General features: G+C 62.5%; 16 protein-coding genes. 8 read left to right on the top strand and 8 right to left on the bottom strand.

The window, feature by feature from the left end:
- Positions 1-137 precede the first annotated feature (137 nt).
- Complete coding sequence (locus JQ553_RS23370) at positions 138-746, top strand: TetR/AcrR family transcriptional regulator (protein WP_212502357.1); 609 nt, start codon at positions 138-140, stop codon at positions 744-746.
- 47 nt (positions 747-793) lie between these two features.
- On the opposite strand, the gene JQ553_RS23365 is transcribed toward JQ553_RS23370, so the two are convergent.
- The 3 genes from JQ553_RS23365 to JQ553_RS23355 form a co-directional block, all read right to left on the bottom strand.
- Complete coding sequence (locus JQ553_RS23365) at positions 794-1,039, bottom strand: hypothetical protein (RefSeq protein ID WP_409363088.1); 246 nt, start codon at positions 1,037-1,039, stop codon at positions 794-796.
- Between the two features lie 201 nt (positions 1,040-1,240).
- Positions 1,241-2,836, bottom strand: a complete 1,596-nt coding sequence (locus tag JQ553_RS23360) for an arylsulfatase (RefSeq protein WP_212502356.1) — start codon at positions 2,834-2,836, stop codon at positions 1,241-1,243.
- 181 nt (positions 2,837-3,017) lie between these two features.
- Positions 3,018-3,437, bottom strand: a complete 420-nt coding sequence (locus tag JQ553_RS23355) for an STAS/SEC14 domain-containing protein (RefSeq protein ID WP_212502355.1) — start codon at positions 3,435-3,437, stop codon at positions 3,018-3,020.
- Positions 3,438-3,547: 110 nt separating this feature from the next.
- Here JQ553_RS23355 and JQ553_RS23350 point away from each other — a divergent pair, with 110 nt between their 5' ends.
- Positions 3,548-4,525 (top strand): AraC family transcriptional regulator, encoded by a 978-nt coding sequence (locus JQ553_RS23350; protein ID WP_212502354.1) that lies wholly within the window; start codon positions 3,548-3,550, stop codon positions 4,523-4,525.
- A 104-nt stretch (positions 4,526-4,629) separates the two neighbouring features.
- Here JQ553_RS23350 and JQ553_RS23345 read toward each other — a convergent pair whose 3' ends face one another.
- On the bottom strand, positions 4,630-5,967 hold the full coding sequence (locus JQ553_RS23345) for an MFS transporter (protein WP_212502353.1): 1,338 nt from the start codon (positions 5,965-5,967) through the stop codon (positions 4,630-4,632).
- Positions 5,968-6,161: 194 nt separating this feature from the next.
- Complete coding sequence (locus tag JQ553_RS23340; protein WP_212502352.1) at positions 6,162-7,076, bottom strand: LysR family transcriptional regulator; 915 nt, start codon at positions 7,074-7,076, stop codon at positions 6,162-6,164.
- A gap of 131 nt (positions 7,077-7,207) precedes the next feature.
- Between JQ553_RS23340 and JQ553_RS23335 the strand changes: the two genes are divergently transcribed.
- The 6 genes from JQ553_RS23335 to JQ553_RS23310 all read left to right on the top strand — a co-directional run bounded on the left by JQ553_RS23335 (position 7,208) and on the right by JQ553_RS23310 (position 14,336).
- Positions 7,208-8,704, top strand: a complete 1,497-nt coding sequence (locus JQ553_RS23335) for a CoA-acylating methylmalonate-semialdehyde dehydrogenase (RefSeq protein WP_212502351.1) — start codon at positions 7,208-7,210, stop codon at positions 8,702-8,704.
- A 124-nt stretch (positions 8,705-8,828) separates the two neighbouring features.
- On the top strand, positions 8,829-9,974 hold the full coding sequence (locus JQ553_RS23330; protein WP_212502350.1) for an isobutyryl-CoA dehydrogenase: 1,146 nt from the start codon (positions 8,829-8,831) through the stop codon (positions 9,972-9,974).
- Positions 9,971-11,050, top strand: a complete 1,080-nt coding sequence (locus JQ553_RS23325) for an enoyl-CoA hydratase/isomerase family protein (protein WP_212502349.1) — start codon at positions 9,971-9,973, stop codon at positions 11,048-11,050. The genes JQ553_RS23330 and JQ553_RS23325 overlap by 4 nt, the downstream gene beginning before the upstream one ends.
- Positions 11,051-11,074: 24 nt before the next feature.
- Positions 11,075-11,962 carry a 3-hydroxyisobutyrate dehydrogenase gene (gene mmsB / locus JQ553_RS23320; RefSeq protein WP_212502348.1) on the top strand — a complete coding sequence of 296 codons (888 nt, stop codon included), beginning with the start codon at positions 11,075-11,077 and terminating at the stop codon, positions 11,960-11,962.
- 157 nt (positions 11,963-12,119) lie between these two features.
- Positions 12,120-13,853, top strand: a complete 1,734-nt coding sequence (locus JQ553_RS23315; protein ID WP_212502347.1) for an AMP-binding protein — start codon at positions 12,120-12,122, stop codon at positions 13,851-13,853.
- A 3-nt stretch (positions 13,854-13,856) separates the two neighbouring features.
- On the top strand, positions 13,857-14,336 hold the full coding sequence (locus JQ553_RS23310) for a MaoC family dehydratase (RefSeq protein WP_212502346.1): 480 nt from the start codon (positions 13,857-13,859) through the stop codon (positions 14,334-14,336).
- A gap of 213 nt (positions 14,337-14,549) precedes the next feature.
- On the opposite strand, the gene JQ553_RS23305 is transcribed toward JQ553_RS23310, so the two are convergent.
- Genes JQ553_RS23305 through JQ553_RS23295 form a run of 3 tightly spaced genes read right to left on the bottom strand, consistent with a single transcriptional unit; the run spans position 14,550 to position 15,816 of the window.
- Positions 14,550-14,813, bottom strand: coding sequence for a hypothetical protein (locus JQ553_RS23305; protein WP_212502345.1), 264 nt, complete (start codon positions 14,811-14,813; stop codon positions 14,550-14,552).
- On the bottom strand, positions 14,813-15,208 hold the full coding sequence (locus JQ553_RS23300) for a hypothetical protein (RefSeq protein ID WP_212502344.1): 396 nt from the start codon (positions 15,206-15,208) through the stop codon (positions 14,813-14,815). The genes JQ553_RS23305 and JQ553_RS23300 overlap by 1 nt, the downstream gene beginning before the upstream one ends.
- Positions 15,205-15,816 carry a hypothetical protein gene (locus JQ553_RS23295; protein ID WP_212502343.1) on the bottom strand — a complete coding sequence of 204 codons (612 nt, stop codon included), beginning with the start codon at positions 15,814-15,816 and terminating at the stop codon, positions 15,205-15,207. The genes JQ553_RS23300 and JQ553_RS23295 overlap by 4 nt, the downstream gene beginning before the upstream one ends.
- Between the last annotated feature and the right edge of the window lie 118 nt (positions 15,817-15,934).

Below are 15,934 nucleotides of genomic sequence, written 5' to 3'. Positions count from 1 at the left end.
CGATTTCGCACGGCGCATTCACGACCGTTCAATAATCGGTGACGGGGCAAGGTGAGAGACGGGACAACGTGAAATAAGTGCAGCCAGCTCCGCGAAAGTCTGCTATTATATGATCATGAACATGCCATGAGACTGACATGCGTTATTCGAGAGAACACAAGCAGGAAACCCATTCGCGGATCGTGAGGAAGGCTTCGGTTCGGCTGCGCGAGAAGGGCGCGCATGGCATCGGAGTCGCCGATTTGATGAAGGACGCGGGGCTCACCCATGGCGGCTTCTATGCGCATTTCGATTCGCGCGAGGCGCTGGTGATCGAGGCATTCAACTATGCGATGGACCGCGCCACCGAGCGCTGGCGCGAGGTGACCGAGGATGTGGCGCCGGACAAGAGGCTCGCGACCATCGTGGACGCCTACCTGTCGACCGCGCATCGCGACGATCCCGGTCATGGCTGCGCGGTGCCGACGCTTGGCGCCGAGATCGCGCGCGAGAGCCCGAAGACCCGCAGAGCCTTCGCGCTCAAGATCGAGCAGATGGTCGAGATGATGGCCGATCAGATTCCAGGCATGCCACGCGACAGCGCGCGCAAGAAGGCGATGGCTGCGCTTGCGACCATGATGGGCACGATCGTGATGTCGCGCATCGCGGGCAATGGCGAACTGTCCGACGAGATCCTCGCCGCCGGCCGCAAGGCGATTCTTGGTCGCGCCGCGGCCCCGAGGTCGAAGCGAGCGAAGGCGAATTAGGGACCTGGGCAAACACTCATACGGCCGCGGTCACCCGGCCTGAAAGGTCAGTATCTACCGACGCGGTTGACCGGACCGACACGATTCATGGGCGTTCCAGGACGCACCGCCTCCCGCGCGGCTGCCCGTGCGACCGGCCTGGGCCGAAGTACGACGCCGGGCCTTGCAATGCAGCCGGCCGGATATTCGACGTACTGGCAATAGACGACAGCAGCGGCCTCCTCGGTGCTCAAGGCCACGAATCCCGACACCAAAAGCGATGCCGTCAACATCATCGCGAGCTTCGTTTTCATTTGTCATTCCTCCCATGAGTTGGTCTATGGACCGGGGAACGAACAAGTGCGCTTTCGCCGCCTGGACTTCACGCTCCGACTGAAACAGGAATCTGTTTCCCGCTTGCCGGTGGCACTCGTCCAGGCCTTCATCAGCGAAATCCACTCGAATTGCGGCCCGATAACGCAGCATCATCGGACCGCTCCAGGCGAGGCGACGAGTTAGTTGGTCTCCTTCAATTTCGCCATGACTTCGTCCAGGTTGAAGCTGGCGGCCTTTTGCCGCTGCGGATAGTCGCGGAACGACGACAGGAATTGTCCCACGTAATCCTGTGCAGGCACGAGCAGGAACACGTGATCGAATATCCAATCGTAATAGGTGTTCGAGGTGACGTCCGCCCGCTCATAGGGATCGGTACGGAGATTGAAGATCTTTGGAAGGCGCAGGTTGGTAAAGGGATTGGCCCAGAGTAACAGCTGTCCGCTGGCCCGCTGTTCCATGAACACGATCTTCCAATTGTCATACCGCAGACCGACCACTTGCTGATCGTCATTGATGTAGAAGAACGACTCGCGCGGACACTTTGCGGTCTGACCGGTCAGGTACGGGACAAGATTGTACCCATCGAGGTGCACCTTGTAGGTCATGTCGCCAACTTTATATCCCGCGAGGAGTTTGTCGTTCACCTGCGGATCACCGGCAGCTGCCAGGATGGTCGGAAGCATGTCATGGTGGGCGACTATTCCATTCGACACCTGCCCTGCCTTGATCTTGCCTGGCCATCGCAGAATCGCTGGCACCCGATAAGCCCCTTCCCAGTTTGTATTCTTTTCACTGCGGAAGGGCGTCATCCCTGCATCCGGCCAGGTGTTCATGTGTGGCCCGTTGTCAGTCGAATACATGACGAAGGTGTTGTCGGCGATCCCGAGGTCGTCCAGCGCCTTAAGCACCGTTCCCACATTCTTGTCGTGATCGATCATCACGTCATGATAGGGGCTCTGCCAACGGCCGGCCTGACCGAGACTCTCCGGCTTCACGTGGGTACGCAAGTGCATGTGGGTGAAATTCACCCAGACGAAGAATGGCTTGTTGGCATTCTTCTGCCTCTTGATGAAGTCCGCGGCTCGATCAGCGATGTCGTCGTCGATCGTCTCCATTCGCTTTTTGGTCAACGGGCCGGTGTCTTTGCACGTTTGCTTGCCGACCTTGCCGAAGCGCGGATCGATCGTCGCGTCGTCCTTGTCGGAGACCTTGCAATCCAAAACGCCTCGCGGCCCATACTTGGCTTTAAATGCGGGGTCTTTCGGATAGTCCGGCAGTTCCGGCTCTTCTTCCGCATTCAAGTGGTAGAGATTGCCGTAGAACTCGTCGAAGCCATGCGCCGTCGGGAGGAATTCGTTGCGGTCGCCGAGATGGTTCTTGCCAAACTGCCCGGTGGCATAGCCGAGCGGCTTGAGCAACTCGGCTACGGTGGGGTCCTCCTTCTGCAGCCCAAGAGTGGCGCCAGGCAGACCGACCTTGGTCATTCCGGTCCGCAAACCAGATTGGCCTGTGAGGAACGAGGCACGCCCAGCGGTACAACTCTGTTCCGCATAGTAGTCCGTGAACATCATTCCCTCGCTCGCGAGGCGGTCGATATTGGGCGTTTGATAGCCCATCATCCCTCGCGAATAGGCACTGACGTTCGATTGTCCGATATCATCGCCCCAGATGATGACGATGTTGGGTCTTTGCTGCTGTTGTGCACCCACCGGTGCAGACGTAAGGGCGGCAACGGACAGAGTTGTAAGCAATAACAGAGTTTTAGTGATCTTCATGATGAAAGCCTCGCTGCTACAACCACGACAGGGACGACGTATCGGTTACAGTCAGATTGGTCGTCACGACGAACGGGAGGTTGCGCGCGGTTCAACCAAGAGCGCAACTCAGCGAATGCATGGCTCGGCCTAAGACCGCAAGAACGGGAGTGTATTCCCCTCGAGGGGATCGCGCAGTGAGTTAGAGATGTTGGCGACAGCCGGTGTGTAACCACGCTGCCGCGGCGGCGGCATGCTGTGGCCGCCAGGAACGGACCTTGACGCCTTGATCGCGCAAGACCGCAGCAAGCCAGGCTGCCTGACGGTTGATGCGATGGTCATGAACGATGGCGGCGCGCTCGATGTTCCTGCCGGCCTTGCGCCACGCGGTTACGGCATTCGCCTTCGGAGTCGAGAACGTCCAACGATCGATCCCGAGCCAGTCAAGGTAGATCAGCATGCCCCCCGTTGAGTTGAAATCGGCAATCATTACCGCGAGATCGGTGAATTCCCGATTTGTCACTGCTCCGCGAAAGCGGATCGCGACAACAGCTTCTTCGAGTGTGGAATGCACTTCAATCATTGCATGTCGGCGCACCGGACCCGCGACAATCTGCTGCATTGAATCGCCGACCGAGAATTCACCCGAAAGCCAGATTGCGCTACTCTCCTACTGCAGGTTACAGCCTGATTGTGCCGCCCTGTCATGCTGCGAGAGGCAGAGCTGAATCCATGCGGTATGAACCGTTAAGCCGCTTTCCGGCGCTTCACACCCGTGACGTCGACGAACTCCGCCAACGTCTGTCTGGCCTTTTCTCTGTATGGTCGATGGACTTGGGCCATGGCGGCCAAAGCACATTCGAGGGACGCCTCAACCATCGGCAACTGCAGGATGTCGGCGTGACCTACGCCCGCTATGGCGCGGCATTGGAGGTCTCGCTTTCCCACGCCGGTTTCTACCTGCAAGGCTTTCCCGTTCGGGGCCACGGTTCTTTTGTCGTTGACGGGTCAGAGGGAGACGTATCGCGTGATCATGGCATCGTCGGCGGACCGGGCGCAGACATGCGGATCAGATACTCGTCGGATTTTGAGCATCTGATCGTCAGGATAGGACCGCAAAGATTGATCAGGACGCTGAGCGGATTGCTCGGACGGCCGGTCGATCCGCCACTAAGGATGGCGAGCAGTACCGGACCTGTTCCCGAAATGGCGGCCGCCCAACGTCGTCTGGTCGAATTTGTGGTGGGCGAACTGGATCGTACCGATGCTCCGCTTCCGACGCTTGTGCTGGCCGAGCTCGAACAGGCTCTTATCGTCTCCTATCTCAACTGCAATCGGCACAACTATAGCCATTTGCTGGAAAGTGCGGCTCGCCCGGTCGCGCCCTGGCAGGTGCGGCTCGCGGAAGAATATGTCGAGCAGAACTGGGATCAGCCCATAACGGTTGAAGCGCTTGCCCTTGTCACAGGGACGAGCATGCGGAGCCTTTTCTGTTCATTCAAGAAGAGTCGTGGGATGTCCCCGATGACCTTCGTAAGGCAGGTTCGACTGCAACACGCGAAGGAGATGCTCGCGAGCGCGAGGCCGGAAACAAGCGTGACCTCGGTCGCCTGCGCTTGTGGGTTTAGCAACATGGGACACTTTGCGAAGTATTATTACGCGGCGTTCGGCGAGCAGCCCTCGGTAACGCTGAAGGCGGCGCGCAGGTGACCGCCGGTCGCGGGGTGTCAATGGAATCGGCCTCGCCAGACTCGACCTCGCCGAAGCACGTGCATCATGCCGCAATGCATCGGCGACGGCGAGTGCCGCGCGAGTCACGTTTGCGCGCGTGATAATCGCGTCCGATATTCTCGCGAAATGTCCTTGCCGGTATAGTCGGTCATCGCAGCGGTCGCGGCGAGCGTGATGACCGCGCATAGCGCGATGTAGACCGCGATAGCGATACCGGAATGGAAGGTCCTGAACAGCCATGTGGCTATCAGCGGCGCCGGGCCGCCCGCGATGACGGATGCAAGCTGATAGCCGAGCGAAGCGCCGCTATAGCGGAGCCGACCGGTAAAGCTCTCGGCGATCAGCGCGGCCTGCGGACCGTACATCATGTCGTGCGGAATGAGCGAGAGGGAGATGACGAGAAATATGATGGCCGCCGATCCGGTGCCGAGCAATCCGAAATAGATGAAGCCGAACACGCCGGTCGCCGCCGCGCCGATCATATAGATCTTCTTCCGTCCGATGACGTCGGAGAGATGCCCGAACAAGGGTATCGCAACGAATGACAGCGTCGAGGCGGTCAGCACCGCGCTCAGCAGGAGGCTGCGCGAGACCTGCAGCGTGCCGGTGCCGTACGAGAAGACGAAAGCGGTGAAGATATAGAACGGCGCCTGCTCGGCCAACCGCGCCAGCGCCGACAGGATGATCTCCTTGGGATGCTCCCTGATCACCGCCAGCATCGGCGCCCGCTCGACCTTTTTCTCGGCGACCAGTTTTGTGAAGGTCGGCGTCTCCAAAATGCCGAGCCGGATGTAGAGGCCGACGCCGACCAGGACCAGACTCGACGCAAAGGGAATACGCCAGCCCCAGGACAAGAACTGATCGCCGGACATCTGGCTGAGGGCGAGCACCGCGAGGTTCGCGAGAAACAGGCCGCTGGGCACGCCGAATTGCGGCCAAGATGCGACCAACCCGCGCGTGTCGTCGGAGCGCGCCCATTCCATCGATACCAGCACCGAGCCGCCCCACTCGCCGCCGACGCCGATGCCCTGGACGAAACGAAGGACCGTGAGGATCACCGCGCCCCAGATGCCGACGCTCTGATAGGTTGGAACCAGCGCCACCAGGAAAGTCGCAGTTCCCATCAGCAGCAGCGTCGCAACCAACGTCGACTTGCGGCCGATGCGGTCGCCATAATGGCCAAAGATGGCTGCGCCTATCGGGCGCGCCACGAACCCCACGGCATAGATCGCAAAGGCCTCCAGCGTCCCGACCCAGGGATCGGATTGCGGGAAGAACAGCTTTGCGAATACGAGCCCGGTGAGAGTGCTGTATAGAAAGAAGTCGTACCACTCGATCGCGGTGCCGATAGTCGAGGCGATGACGGCGCGGCGAAGCTGGATACGATGTTCGCTTGCGCTCAGCGAGGTAGTGTCGGTCATGAGGAAGTCTCTCCGCGAACAAATGATTGCGGAGCGACCGTACGGTTCCGGGACGGGATCGTTGAATGCCAGCGGGTGTCAAAGAAATGCTCAACCGCCTCAAATCGAGGCGCGCATTCGCGGCGCTCTTGTTGAGGCCGCCGCTCATCCGGCTGCGAGACGATCGGCGGCATCCAGCCGCATTCGGCAGGATCTCACGGCCCGGTGAACAGCGCGCGTTCGGCTTCCACGATCTCGTAGATGTAGTCGGCGACCGCGCGGATACGCGCGAGGTCTTTGCTGTCGGCGTGCATCAGCAGCCAGAAGGTGCGGGAAATCGTGACCTCGTCCGGCAAGACCGCCTGCAGTTCCGGATGTGCTGACGCCATGAAGCGCGGCAGCACGGCGATGCCGAAGCCGGCGATTGTGGCGTTGAGCTGGGCGATCAGATTGGCGCTGCGGAACTTCGCGGAAATCTTCGGCGAGACCTGCGGCAGATAGTCGAGCTCAGGCGTGAACAGGAGTTCGTCGATGTAACCGACGAAGCGGTGCCGGGGCAGGTCGGAGCGCGATCCGATTCCGGGTGCCCGCGCGAGATAGGCCGGCGCGGCATAAAGCCCGAGCGTGTAGTCGAGGAGCTTACGGCCGACGATCCGGCCTTCCTTCGGCATGGTCAAGCTGATCGCGATGTCGGCTTCGCGCTTGGACAGGCTGAACAGCCGCGCGGTGGCGACGAGCTGCACATCGAGATCGGGGTACCGTTCGGTGAATTTCACCAGCCGCGAGGCGAGAAAGTGGCTGCCGAAGCCGTCGGGCGCGCCGATCCGCACCGTACCGGTCAGATGGGCACGCGAGCCGCCGACCGCCTCCTGGTTGGCGACGATGGTGGATTCCATCGCCTCCGCGCTGTCGGCGACGCGCTGGCCGGCCTCGGTGAGCAGATAGCCGGTCTTGCGGCGATCGAACAGCTTTGCGGAGAGGTGCCGTTCCAGCCGGTCGACACGCCGGATCACAGTGGCATGATCGACGCCGAGCTGCTTGGCGGCGGCCGACACCGATCCGCCGCGCACGATGGCCAGCACGAAGCGGAAGTCGTCCCAGTCGATCGCGCCGCCGCCTTGATCCAGCATTTCCGCACATCTATGGTGCAATTTATCGCACTTGAATCCCATAAAATGCGGGTCGATAGGATTTGTAAAGCGATCCGGCCGGCAGGCTGGCGATCCACACCCGTTAGCAAGTCTCCCAGGGAGGTTAATCCATGCGTTCAATCGGACATTTCATCGGTGGCAAGGAGGTCAAGGGCACGTCTGGCCGGACGGCCGACGTCTTCGAGCCGATGACCGGCGACGTCCAGGCCAAGGTGGCGCTGGCCTCCAAGGCGGAAGTCCGTGCCGCCGTCGAGAACGCCCGGGCCGCGCAGCCGGAATGGGCCGCGACCAATCCGCAGCGCCGCGGGCGCGTGATGATGAAGTTCCTCGAGCTGGTGCAGCGCGACTACGACAAGCTGGCCGAACTGCTCGCGCGCGAGCACGGCAAGACCATTCCCGACGCCAAGGGCGACATCCAGCGCGGTCTCGAAGTGGTCGAGTTCGCGTGCGGCATCCCGCATCTGATGAAGGGTGAGTACACGGAAGGCGCGGGCCCCGGCATCGACATCTATTCGCTGCGGCAGCCGCTCGGCGTCGTCGCCGGCATCACCCCGTTCAATTTTCCGGCGATGATCCCGATGTGGAAATTCGCGCCCGCGATCGCCTGCGGCAACGCCTTCATCCTGAAACCCTCGGAGCGTGACCCCGGCGTGCCGATGGCACTTGCTGAACTGATGATCGAGGCGGGCCTGCCGGCCGGCATCCTCAACGTCGTCAACGGCGACAAGGAAGCGGTCGACGCGATTCTCGACGACCCCGACATCAAGGCAATCGGCTTCGTCGGCTCATCGCCGATCGCGCAGTACATCTACGAACGCGCGGCGCAGACCGGCAAACGCTGCCAGTGCTTCGGCGGCGCCAAGAACCACGCCATCGTGATGCCCGACGCCGACATGGACCAGGCCGTCGATGCGCTGATCGGAGCGGGCTACGGCTCGGCCGGCGAGCGCTGCATGGCGGTGTCGGTCGCGGTCCCCGTCGGCAAGACCACGGCCGACCGGCTGATGGAAAAGCTGATTCCGCGCGTCGAGTCCCTGAAGATCGGCACCTCGGTCGATCCCTCCGCGGACTTTGGCCCGCTGGTGACGCGCGAAGCGGTCGAGAAGGTCAGGAACTACATCGATATCGGCCTCAAGGAGGGCGCGACGCTCGCGGTCGACGGCCGCGGCTTCAAGATGCAGGGCTATGAGAAGGGCTTCTATCTCGGCGGCTCGCTGTTCGACAACGTCACCAAGGACATGCGGATCTACAAGGAGGAGATCTTCGGTCCGGTGCTCTCGGTGGTGCGCGCCAAGGATTATTCGGAAGCGCTGGCGCTGCCGTCAGACCACGACTACGGCAACGGAGTTGCGATCTTCACCCGCGACGGCGACGCCGCGCGCGATTTCGCGGCCAAGGTGAATGTCGGCATGGTCGGCGTCAACGTGCCGATCCCGGTGCCGATCGCCTACTACACTTTCGGCGGCTGGAAGAAGTCGGGCTTCGGCGATCTCAACCAGCACGGTCCCGACTCGATCCGCTTCTACACCAAGACCAAGACCGTGACCTCGCGCTGGCCGTCCGGCGTAAAGGAGGGTGCGGAGTTCTCAATTCCGACGATGAAGTAATTCGCAGAGCGCCAATTGTGAGTACAGCGAAGCAATCCATTTAGCCCGACGTGGAAAGATGGATTGCTTCGTCGCTTCGCGCCTCGCAATGACGACAGGGCATCTTCAAGGGTAAGCGGCAAGGATGCAGTTCGCGCTCAACGAGGACCAGATCGCGGTGCGCGACATGGCGCGGGCGTTTGCGGCGGAAAAGATCGCGCCGCATGCGCTGCGCTGGGATGAGGAGAAGCACTTTCCGGTCGACGTGATGCGCGAGGCGGCAAGCCTCGGCATCGGCGGCGTCTATATCAAGGACGACGTCGGCGGCTCGGCGATGACGCGCTTCGACGCGGCGCTGATCTTCGAGGCGCTGGCAACCGGCTGCCCGACGGTGTCGGCCTTCATCTCGATCCACAACATGGCCTCCTGGATGATCGATGCCTTCGGCAACGACACCCAGCGGCAGAAATGGCTGCCGAAACTCTGCACCATGGAGCTGCTCGCAAGCTATTGCCTGACCGAGCCGGGCTCCGGCTCGGACGCTGCGGCGCTGCGCACCCGCGCAGTGCGCGACGGCGATCACTATGTGCTCAATGGCCAGAAGCAGTTCATCTCCGGCGCGGGTGGCGGCGACCTCTATGTCGTCATGGTGCGCACCGGCGGTGACGGACCCGGCGGCATCTCGACGCTGGTGATTCCTGCCGACACGCCGGGACTTTCGCTCGGCGCCAACGAGCGCAAGATGGGCTGGAACGCGCAGCCGACCCGCGCCGTCATCTTCGAGAACGCGCGCGTGCCGGTCGAAAACCGGCTGGGCGAGGAGGGTATCGGCTTCAAGATCGCGATGGCGGGGCTGGACGGCGGCCGCATCAATATCGCGGCGTGCTCGCTCGGCGGTGCGCAGGCCGCGCTCGACAAGGCGCTCGCCTACATGAAGGATCGCAAGGCGTTCGGCAAAAGGCTCGATGAATTCCAGGCGCTGCAATTCCGCATTGCCGACATGGCGACGGAGCTCGAGGCGGCGCGCACCTTTGTGTGGCGCGCCGCCGCGGCGCTCGACCGCAAGGATCCGGACGCGACGACGCTGTGTGCGATGGCAAAGCGCTTCGGCACTGACGTCGGCTTTGAGGTCGCCAACCAGGCGCTGCAGCTTCACGGCGGCTACGGCTATTTGAGCGAATACGGCGTCGAGAAGATCGTGCGCGACCTGCGTGTGCACCAGATCCTCGAGGGGACTAACGAGATCATGCGGCTGATCGTGTCGCGCAAGATGATAGAAGGTGCGCGATGACGTCAGTTGAAACCGAAGGCGATCTGATCGCGCGCAAGGAAGGCTTTGCCGGCATCATCCGTCTGAACCGTCCGAAAGCGATCAATGCGGTGACCCTCGAGATGTTCCACGACATCGACAGGGCGCTCGACGCATTCGAAGCCGATCCCGATGTGGCGCTGATCGTGCTCGAAGGTGCGGGCGAGCGCGGGCTGTGCGCCGGCGGCGACATTCGCGCGCTCTGGGAAAGCTCGAAGGTGCACGGTGACCTCGGCAAGATCCTGTGGCGCGACGAGTACATCCTCAACGCAAGGATCAAGAAATTCCCGAAGCCTTATGTCGCCCTGATGGACGGCATCGTGATGGGCGGCGGCGTCGGGCTGTCGGCCCACAGCCGCCATCGCGTGGTGACGGAGAAGACAAAGCTTGCAATGCCCGAGGTTGGCCTCGGCTTCTTCCCCGATGTCGGCGGCACGTATCTGCTGTCGCGGTCGCCGGGCGAAATCGGCACCTATTTTGGCCTGACCGGCCAGACCATGAACGGTCCCGATGCGATCTACGCAAAATTTGCCGATGCCGTGGTGCCGACGGCGAAGTTGCCGGCGCTGCACGAGGCTCTCACGAAGGCGAGGCCGGGCACAACGTCGGCCGAGATCGATGGGCTGATCGCTGGATTTGCGACTGGCGAGACGTCGGGACCAGTGGCCGCGATGCGGGCCAGGATCGACGGCTGGTTCGCGCAGGACCGGATGGGAGACATCATTGCCGCGCTGAAGGCCGATGGCTCCGACCTTGCGCAGGCGACCTTGAAGACGCTCGGCGAAAAGTCGCCGCGCGGGATGGTGGTAACGCTGAAGCTGCTGCGGCTCGCGCGCAACACGGCGACGCTCGAGCAATGCCTGGTGCGCGAATATCGTGCCGCGCTGCAGGTGTTCGCGAGCGACGACTTCCGCGAGGGCGTGCGCGCCGCCGTGATCGACAAGGACCGCGATCCGAAATGGTCGCCGCCACGGATCGAGGACGTGACGCCGGCGATGATCGCGCCTTACTTCGCCGAGATCGGCGCCGACGAGCTGACATTCCCTGACGGCAAATAGAAACTTCCACGCGGAGGAATAGCAATGGCAAACGTCGCATTCATCGGGCTCGGCAATATGGGCGGGCCGATGGCGGCCAACCTCGTCAAGGCTGGCCACAAGGTCACCGCGTTCGATCTGGTTGCGGCCTCTCGCGATCAGGCCAAGAGCGATGGCGCCGCGATTGCCGACGGCAGCGCCGCCGCGGTGAAGGGAGCTGAAATCGTCATCACCATGCTGCCGGCCGGCAGGCATGTGCTCGGTGTGTGGAACGAGGTGATCCCGGCGATGGGCAAGGGCACGCTCATCATCGATTGCTCGACCATCGATGTCGAAAGCGCCAAACAGGCGCATGCGCTCGCGGCGAAGCACGGTATGGCCTCAATCGATGCGCCGGTGTCGGGCGGCACCGGCGGCGCCAAGGGCGCGACGCTGACCTTCATGTGCGGCGGCGAGGACAAGGCCTTTGCCGTGGCAAGTCCCGTGCTGGAGAACATGGGGAAGAAGATCGTGTATTGCGGCGGCGCCGGCGCAGGACAGGCGGCCAAGATCTGCAACAACATGATCCTCGGCATTTCAATGATCGCGGTCGGCGAGGCGTTTGCGCTCGCTGAAAAGCTCGGCCTGTCGCATCAGGCGCTGTTCGACGTCGCCTCCACCTCGTCGGGGCAGTGCTGGTCGCTCACGACCTATTGCCCGGTGCCCGGTCCGGTGCCGACGTCGCCCGCCAATAACGGCTACAAGCCCGGCTTCGCCTCGAACCTTATGGTGAAGGACCTGACGCTGGCGCAGGATGCGGCCAAGGCCGCCGGCGCGGTGACGCCGCTCGGCAAGCACGCGCAGGAGCTGTACAAGGCGTTCGACGCCTCCGGCCACGGTGGGGTCGACTTTTCCGGAATTATCCAGCACGTTAGGGGACTGGCCCCGAAATGATCGTTGTCATCCCTGTGCAACGACTTCGCCGTTGTCGCTGGAGGTGCGAGCGGAGCGAGCCTCGAAGGATGAAGAGAAGGTGTTTGTGGCCATCCTTCGAGACGCCGCTTCGCGGCTCCTCAGGATGACGGATGTGAATGCCGCGAGACCACCGTAGATGACCACATTCCAGGACGCGCGAGCCTTTCTGCTCAAGCACCGTACGGATTACGATGCCGCGGTGCGAGATTTCCGCTGGCCTGACCCGGTGCCGTTCAACTGGGCGCTGGACTGGTTCGATGCGCAACTGGCGCGCGACGCTGAAAGCAGGGATCGTCCGGCATTGTGGATCGTCGATGCCGGAAGCGATCGCGAGACAAAGCTCTCCTTCGCCGCGCTGTCGCGCCGCTCCAACCAGGTGGCGAACGCCCTGCGCGCGCAGGGGCTGAAGCGCGGCGACCACCTCTTGCTGCTGCTCGGCAATGTGGTCCCGCTCTGGGAGACCATGCTGGCGGCGATCAAGCTCGGCGTCGTGGTGATCCCCGCGACCACGCTGCTCACCCCCGACGAGCTACGCGACCGGCTCGATCGCGGCAGGGCGAAGGCGGTGGTTGCGACACAGGATCAGGTCGGCAAGTTCGCAGGACTGGGGGGCGACCAGCTTCTCCGCATCGTCGTCGGCGCGACGCAGCCACAGGATGGCTGGGTGCCGTTCGAGGCCGCGGCCAATGCGCCGGAGACCTTCACGCCCGATGGCCCGACCAACGCCGACGATCCGATGCTGCTCTATTTCACGTCGGGCACCACGGCGAAACCGAAGCTGGTGCGGCACAGCCAGCGCAGCTATCCGGTCGGTCATCTCTCGACCATGTACTGGCTCGGCCTGCAGCCGGGCGACATCCATCTGAACATTTCCTCGCCCGGCTGGGCCAAGCATGCGTGGAGCTGCTTCTTCGCACCGTGGAACGCCGGCGCCACCGTGTTCGTGGTGAACCAGCCGCGCTTCGACGCCAAGGGATTGCTGGCTATCGTCGCCCGCTGCGGCGTCACCACCCTGTGCGCGCCGCCGACGGTGTGGCGTCTGTTCATCCAGGAGCAGCTCGCGAGCTTCAAGGTCTCTCTGCGCGAAGTCTGCGGTGCTGGCGAGCCGCTCAATCCGGAGGTGATCGACCAGGTGAAGGCGGCCTGGGGCCTCACCATCCGCGACGGTTACGGTCAGACCGAGACCGCGGCGCTCGCCGGCAATTCGCCGGGGCAGAAGGTGAAGGTCGGCTCGATGGGCCGGCCGTTGCCGGGCTATCGCGTACAGGTTACCGACAATGACGGACATGCGGCACGCGAGGGCGAGGTGACGCTACTGCTCGGCGCCGACAGGCCCGCCGGCCTGATGCAGGGCTATCAGAATGATGACGGCAGGCTCGGCGGCGCCGATGGCGATATCTATCGCAGCGGCGATGTCGTGTTCACCGATGACGAGGGCTATTTGACCTTCGTCGGCCGCACCGACGACGTCTTCAAATCGTCCGACTATCGCATCTCGCCGTTCGAGTTGGAGAGCATCCTGCTCGAGCACGAGGCGGTCGCCGAGGCCGCCGTCGTGCCGAGCCCCGATCCGATCAGGCTTGCGATTCCCAAGGCCTATGTGCTGCTGATTGCCGGCGCCGAGCGCACGCCGGCGACCGCGTTGTCGATCTTCAAGCACCTGCACACGCGGCTTGCGCCGTTCAAGCGCATCCGCAAGCTCGAGCTCGTCACCGAACTGCCGAAGACGATCTCGGGTAAAATCCGCCGCGTGCAGTTGCGCCGGTTCGAACAAGAGGATAATCGCAGCGATGCGCTGCGCGGGGTAGAGTTCCGCGAAGAGGAATTCCCGGAGCTGCAGAAGGTGCGGGCGGCGGGATCGGAGACTTGATCGATGAACGAGGTCTGGAAGAAGCCGCCGGTGTCGCTGGAAACGTATCAGGGCATGGTTGGCAAGGAGATCGGCGTGTCCTCGTGGCACCTGATCGATCAGGGCCGCATCGACACCTATGCCGACGTGATCGAGGATCACCAGTTCATCCATGTCGATCCGGAGCGCGCGAAGAAGGAAACCGAATTCGGCACCACGATCGCGCATGGCTTTCTCACGATGTCGCTGATGAGCATCATGTCCTACGAGGTGATGCCGCTCGTCGAGGGCGCGGCAATGGGGGTCAATTACGGCTTCGACAAGCTGCGTTTCATCTCGCCGGTACGCGCCGGCAAGCGCGTCCGCGGCCGTTTCGTGCTGGCGGAAGCCAGGCTGCGCAAGCCGAAGGAATTGCAGTCCCGCACCAATGTCACGATCGAGATCGAGGGCGAGGACAGGCCCGCACTGGTCGCCGACTGGCTCGGCCTGATCTATTTCAAGTAGCCTCGTGGCCGGGCTTGACCGGCATCCAACATTGGCGGCGCGGCCCGCTCGGTCGAACTCGGGCCGCCCCGCCTCGGCCCGAGTTCAAACGCGTCCGGAAACAGGACCAGATCATGATGCGATTAGGTCGAACCGCATCATGATCTCATCTCTTTGTTTGAGCATGATCTTTTCGGAAAACCGCAATACACTTTTCCGGATCATGCTCTGGAGCTAGCCGCCACACATTTGGCGATATCGCCGGCAGTTTCCCTGGCCCTGTTCGCCGAGTTCGTCTTTGAACATGCAGCGTGCCCGCAGCTCCATGCAGGAGACTTGCGGTTGCTGGCAGGCTTCACGGTAGCGTCGGCAGTTGCCCTGCCCACGCTCGCCAAGCTGGTCCTTCATCATGCAGGCCTGGCGCAATTCCCGGCAGTCCTGCGCATAGGAAATGCCGCCGAGCGACAACAACATCAGCACACTTAATACCGCGCGCATCATCTTGCTCCTAAACACAAGCGGTCGTTGCCGCACAACCCTTTGCGTTTGCGTTCCGACTGCCATGCTTGATCCTGCACGCTGCCGGGGACGAAGGGCGAGACGAGAATGTTGCCGTGCATCGTCCCGCCCGTCGCCATGTCTTCGGTGTGGTTTGCGCCTTCACGCCAGGCCCTTCTGCGCTCGGCATAGCGCCGGTAGGCCCCGCTGCTGGCGCTCTTGTCGCGGCCATCAGTGTACGGCTCATAGGCCCCATCGCTGGTGGTTATGCAGCGCGGTTCTTGGCCCGAGCCCGGCTGCACCAGCGGACCGATCCTTCTGCAATTGGCGTTAGCATCACCCGCGAACGCGAACAGGGCGGCCAGCGCCATGGAGTATGCGAGCATTCTGCTCATTGCTTTCCTCCATAACCTTCGTTGCCCGGTTGGCCCCACGCAGGCTTGTCGGAGCCGCCCCATGTGCCTCCCGTTTGCCCGGTTTGCCACGTGCCGCCGCTCTGGCTGGGACGCGGATAGGGCGCGGGGTGGTTGGGACGCGGATAGGACACATCCTGCGGGTAGTCCGGTCGTGGGTACATCGGACGGTGCGGCCGGTCCGGGTATTGCGGATAGTATGGCCCACCATAACTGTCGGTCGGATAGCGCGGCCGTTCCGGGTGATGCGGATAATACGGCCCGCTGTTGCCATAGCTGTCGTCGGGATAGCGGCTTGGCCGTGGCCGTGGGTAATAGTCCGGACGCGGATTACCCGGATAGTACGTATCGTGAGGATAGTTGGGACGCGGACGAGGCCTGCTGTCGGTGCCGCCGCCGTAGTCGCTGTTGCTCTGGGTCTGAGGCCGCTGCTTGGACGGCGTGGTCTGGGTCTGTCCGCCGCCGCAATCCTCTTGATAGCGGCCATTCTTCCAACATCCCGAGGCGGCGTTGGCCGCAGGAATGGTGGTGAAGACGAACGCGCTGGCAATAACTGCGATGGAAGTGCTGATCAGAAAAGCTTTGGTCATTTCAGTACCTTCCTCTGGGGGTTGAGAGAGCATTCCTTTTCGAGGCCGCAAGAGATCAATTCTCGTGTCGCCTGTCGGCGAGAGAATGTGTCGGTCGCGGAATTGCTATTTGCGGGCA

The sequence above is a fragment of the Bradyrhizobium lablabi genome, assembly GCF_018131005.1.
Lineage (GTDB): Bacteria > Pseudomonadota > Alphaproteobacteria > Rhizobiales > Xanthobacteraceae > Bradyrhizobium > Bradyrhizobium lablabi_D.
This window is presented reverse-complemented; position numbering and strand designations above follow the sequence as displayed.

What these genes read in the sequence shown, in the direction of transcription:
- JQ553_RS23365 (WP_409363088.1), bottom strand. Translation starts at nt 1,039, where the DNA reads ATGAAAACGAAGCTCGCGATGATGTTGACGGCATCGCTTTTGGTGTCG.
- JQ553_RS23330 (WP_212502350.1), top strand. Translation starts at nt 8,829, where the DNA reads ATGCAGTTCGCGCTCAACGAGGACCAGATCGCGGTGCGCGACATGGCG.
- JQ553_RS23345 (WP_212502353.1), bottom strand. Translation starts at nt 5,967, where the DNA reads ATGACCGACACTACCTCGCTGAGCGCAAGCGAACATCGTATCCAGCTT.
- JQ553_RS23360 (WP_212502356.1), bottom strand. Translation starts at nt 2,836, where the DNA reads ATGAAGATCACTAAAACTCTGTTATTGCTTACAACTCTGTCCGTTGCC.
- JQ553_RS23340 (WP_212502352.1), bottom strand. Translation starts at nt 7,076, where the DNA reads ATGCTGGATCAAGGCGGCGGCGCGATCGACTGGGACGACTTCCGCTTC.
- JQ553_RS23355 (WP_212502355.1), bottom strand. Translation starts at nt 3,437, where the DNA reads ATGCAGCAGATTGTCGCGGGTCCGGTGCGCCGACATGCAATGATTGAA.
- JQ553_RS23350 (WP_212502354.1), top strand. Translation starts at nt 3,548, where the DNA reads ATGCGGTATGAACCGTTAAGCCGCTTTCCGGCGCTTCACACCCGTGAC.
- mmsB (WP_212502348.1), top strand. Translation starts at nt 11,075, where the DNA reads ATGGCAAACGTCGCATTCATCGGGCTCGGCAATATGGGCGGGCCGATG.
- JQ553_RS23315 (WP_212502347.1), top strand. Translation starts at nt 12,120, where the DNA reads ATGACCACATTCCAGGACGCGCGAGCCTTTCTGCTCAAGCACCGTACG.
- JQ553_RS23335 (WP_212502351.1), top strand. Translation starts at nt 7,208, where the DNA reads ATGCGTTCAATCGGACATTTCATCGGTGGCAAGGAGGTCAAGGGCACG.
- JQ553_RS23295 (WP_212502343.1), bottom strand. Translation starts at nt 15,816, where the DNA reads ATGACCAAAGCTTTTCTGATCAGCACTTCCATCGCAGTTATTGCCAGC.
- JQ553_RS23370 (WP_212502357.1), top strand. Translation starts at nt 138, where the DNA reads ATGCGTTATTCGAGAGAACACAAGCAGGAAACCCATTCGCGGATCGTG.
- JQ553_RS23300 (WP_212502344.1), bottom strand. Translation starts at nt 15,208, where the DNA reads ATGAGCAGAATGCTCGCATACTCCATGGCGCTGGCCGCCCTGTTCGCG.
- JQ553_RS23310 (WP_212502346.1), top strand. Translation starts at nt 13,857, where the DNA reads ATGAACGAGGTCTGGAAGAAGCCGCCGGTGTCGCTGGAAACGTATCAG.
- JQ553_RS23325 (WP_212502349.1), top strand. Translation starts at nt 9,971, where the DNA reads ATGACGTCAGTTGAAACCGAAGGCGATCTGATCGCGCGCAAGGAAGGC.
- JQ553_RS23305 (WP_212502345.1), bottom strand. Translation starts at nt 14,813, where the DNA reads ATGCGCGCGGTATTAAGTGTGCTGATGTTGTTGTCGCTCGGCGGCATT.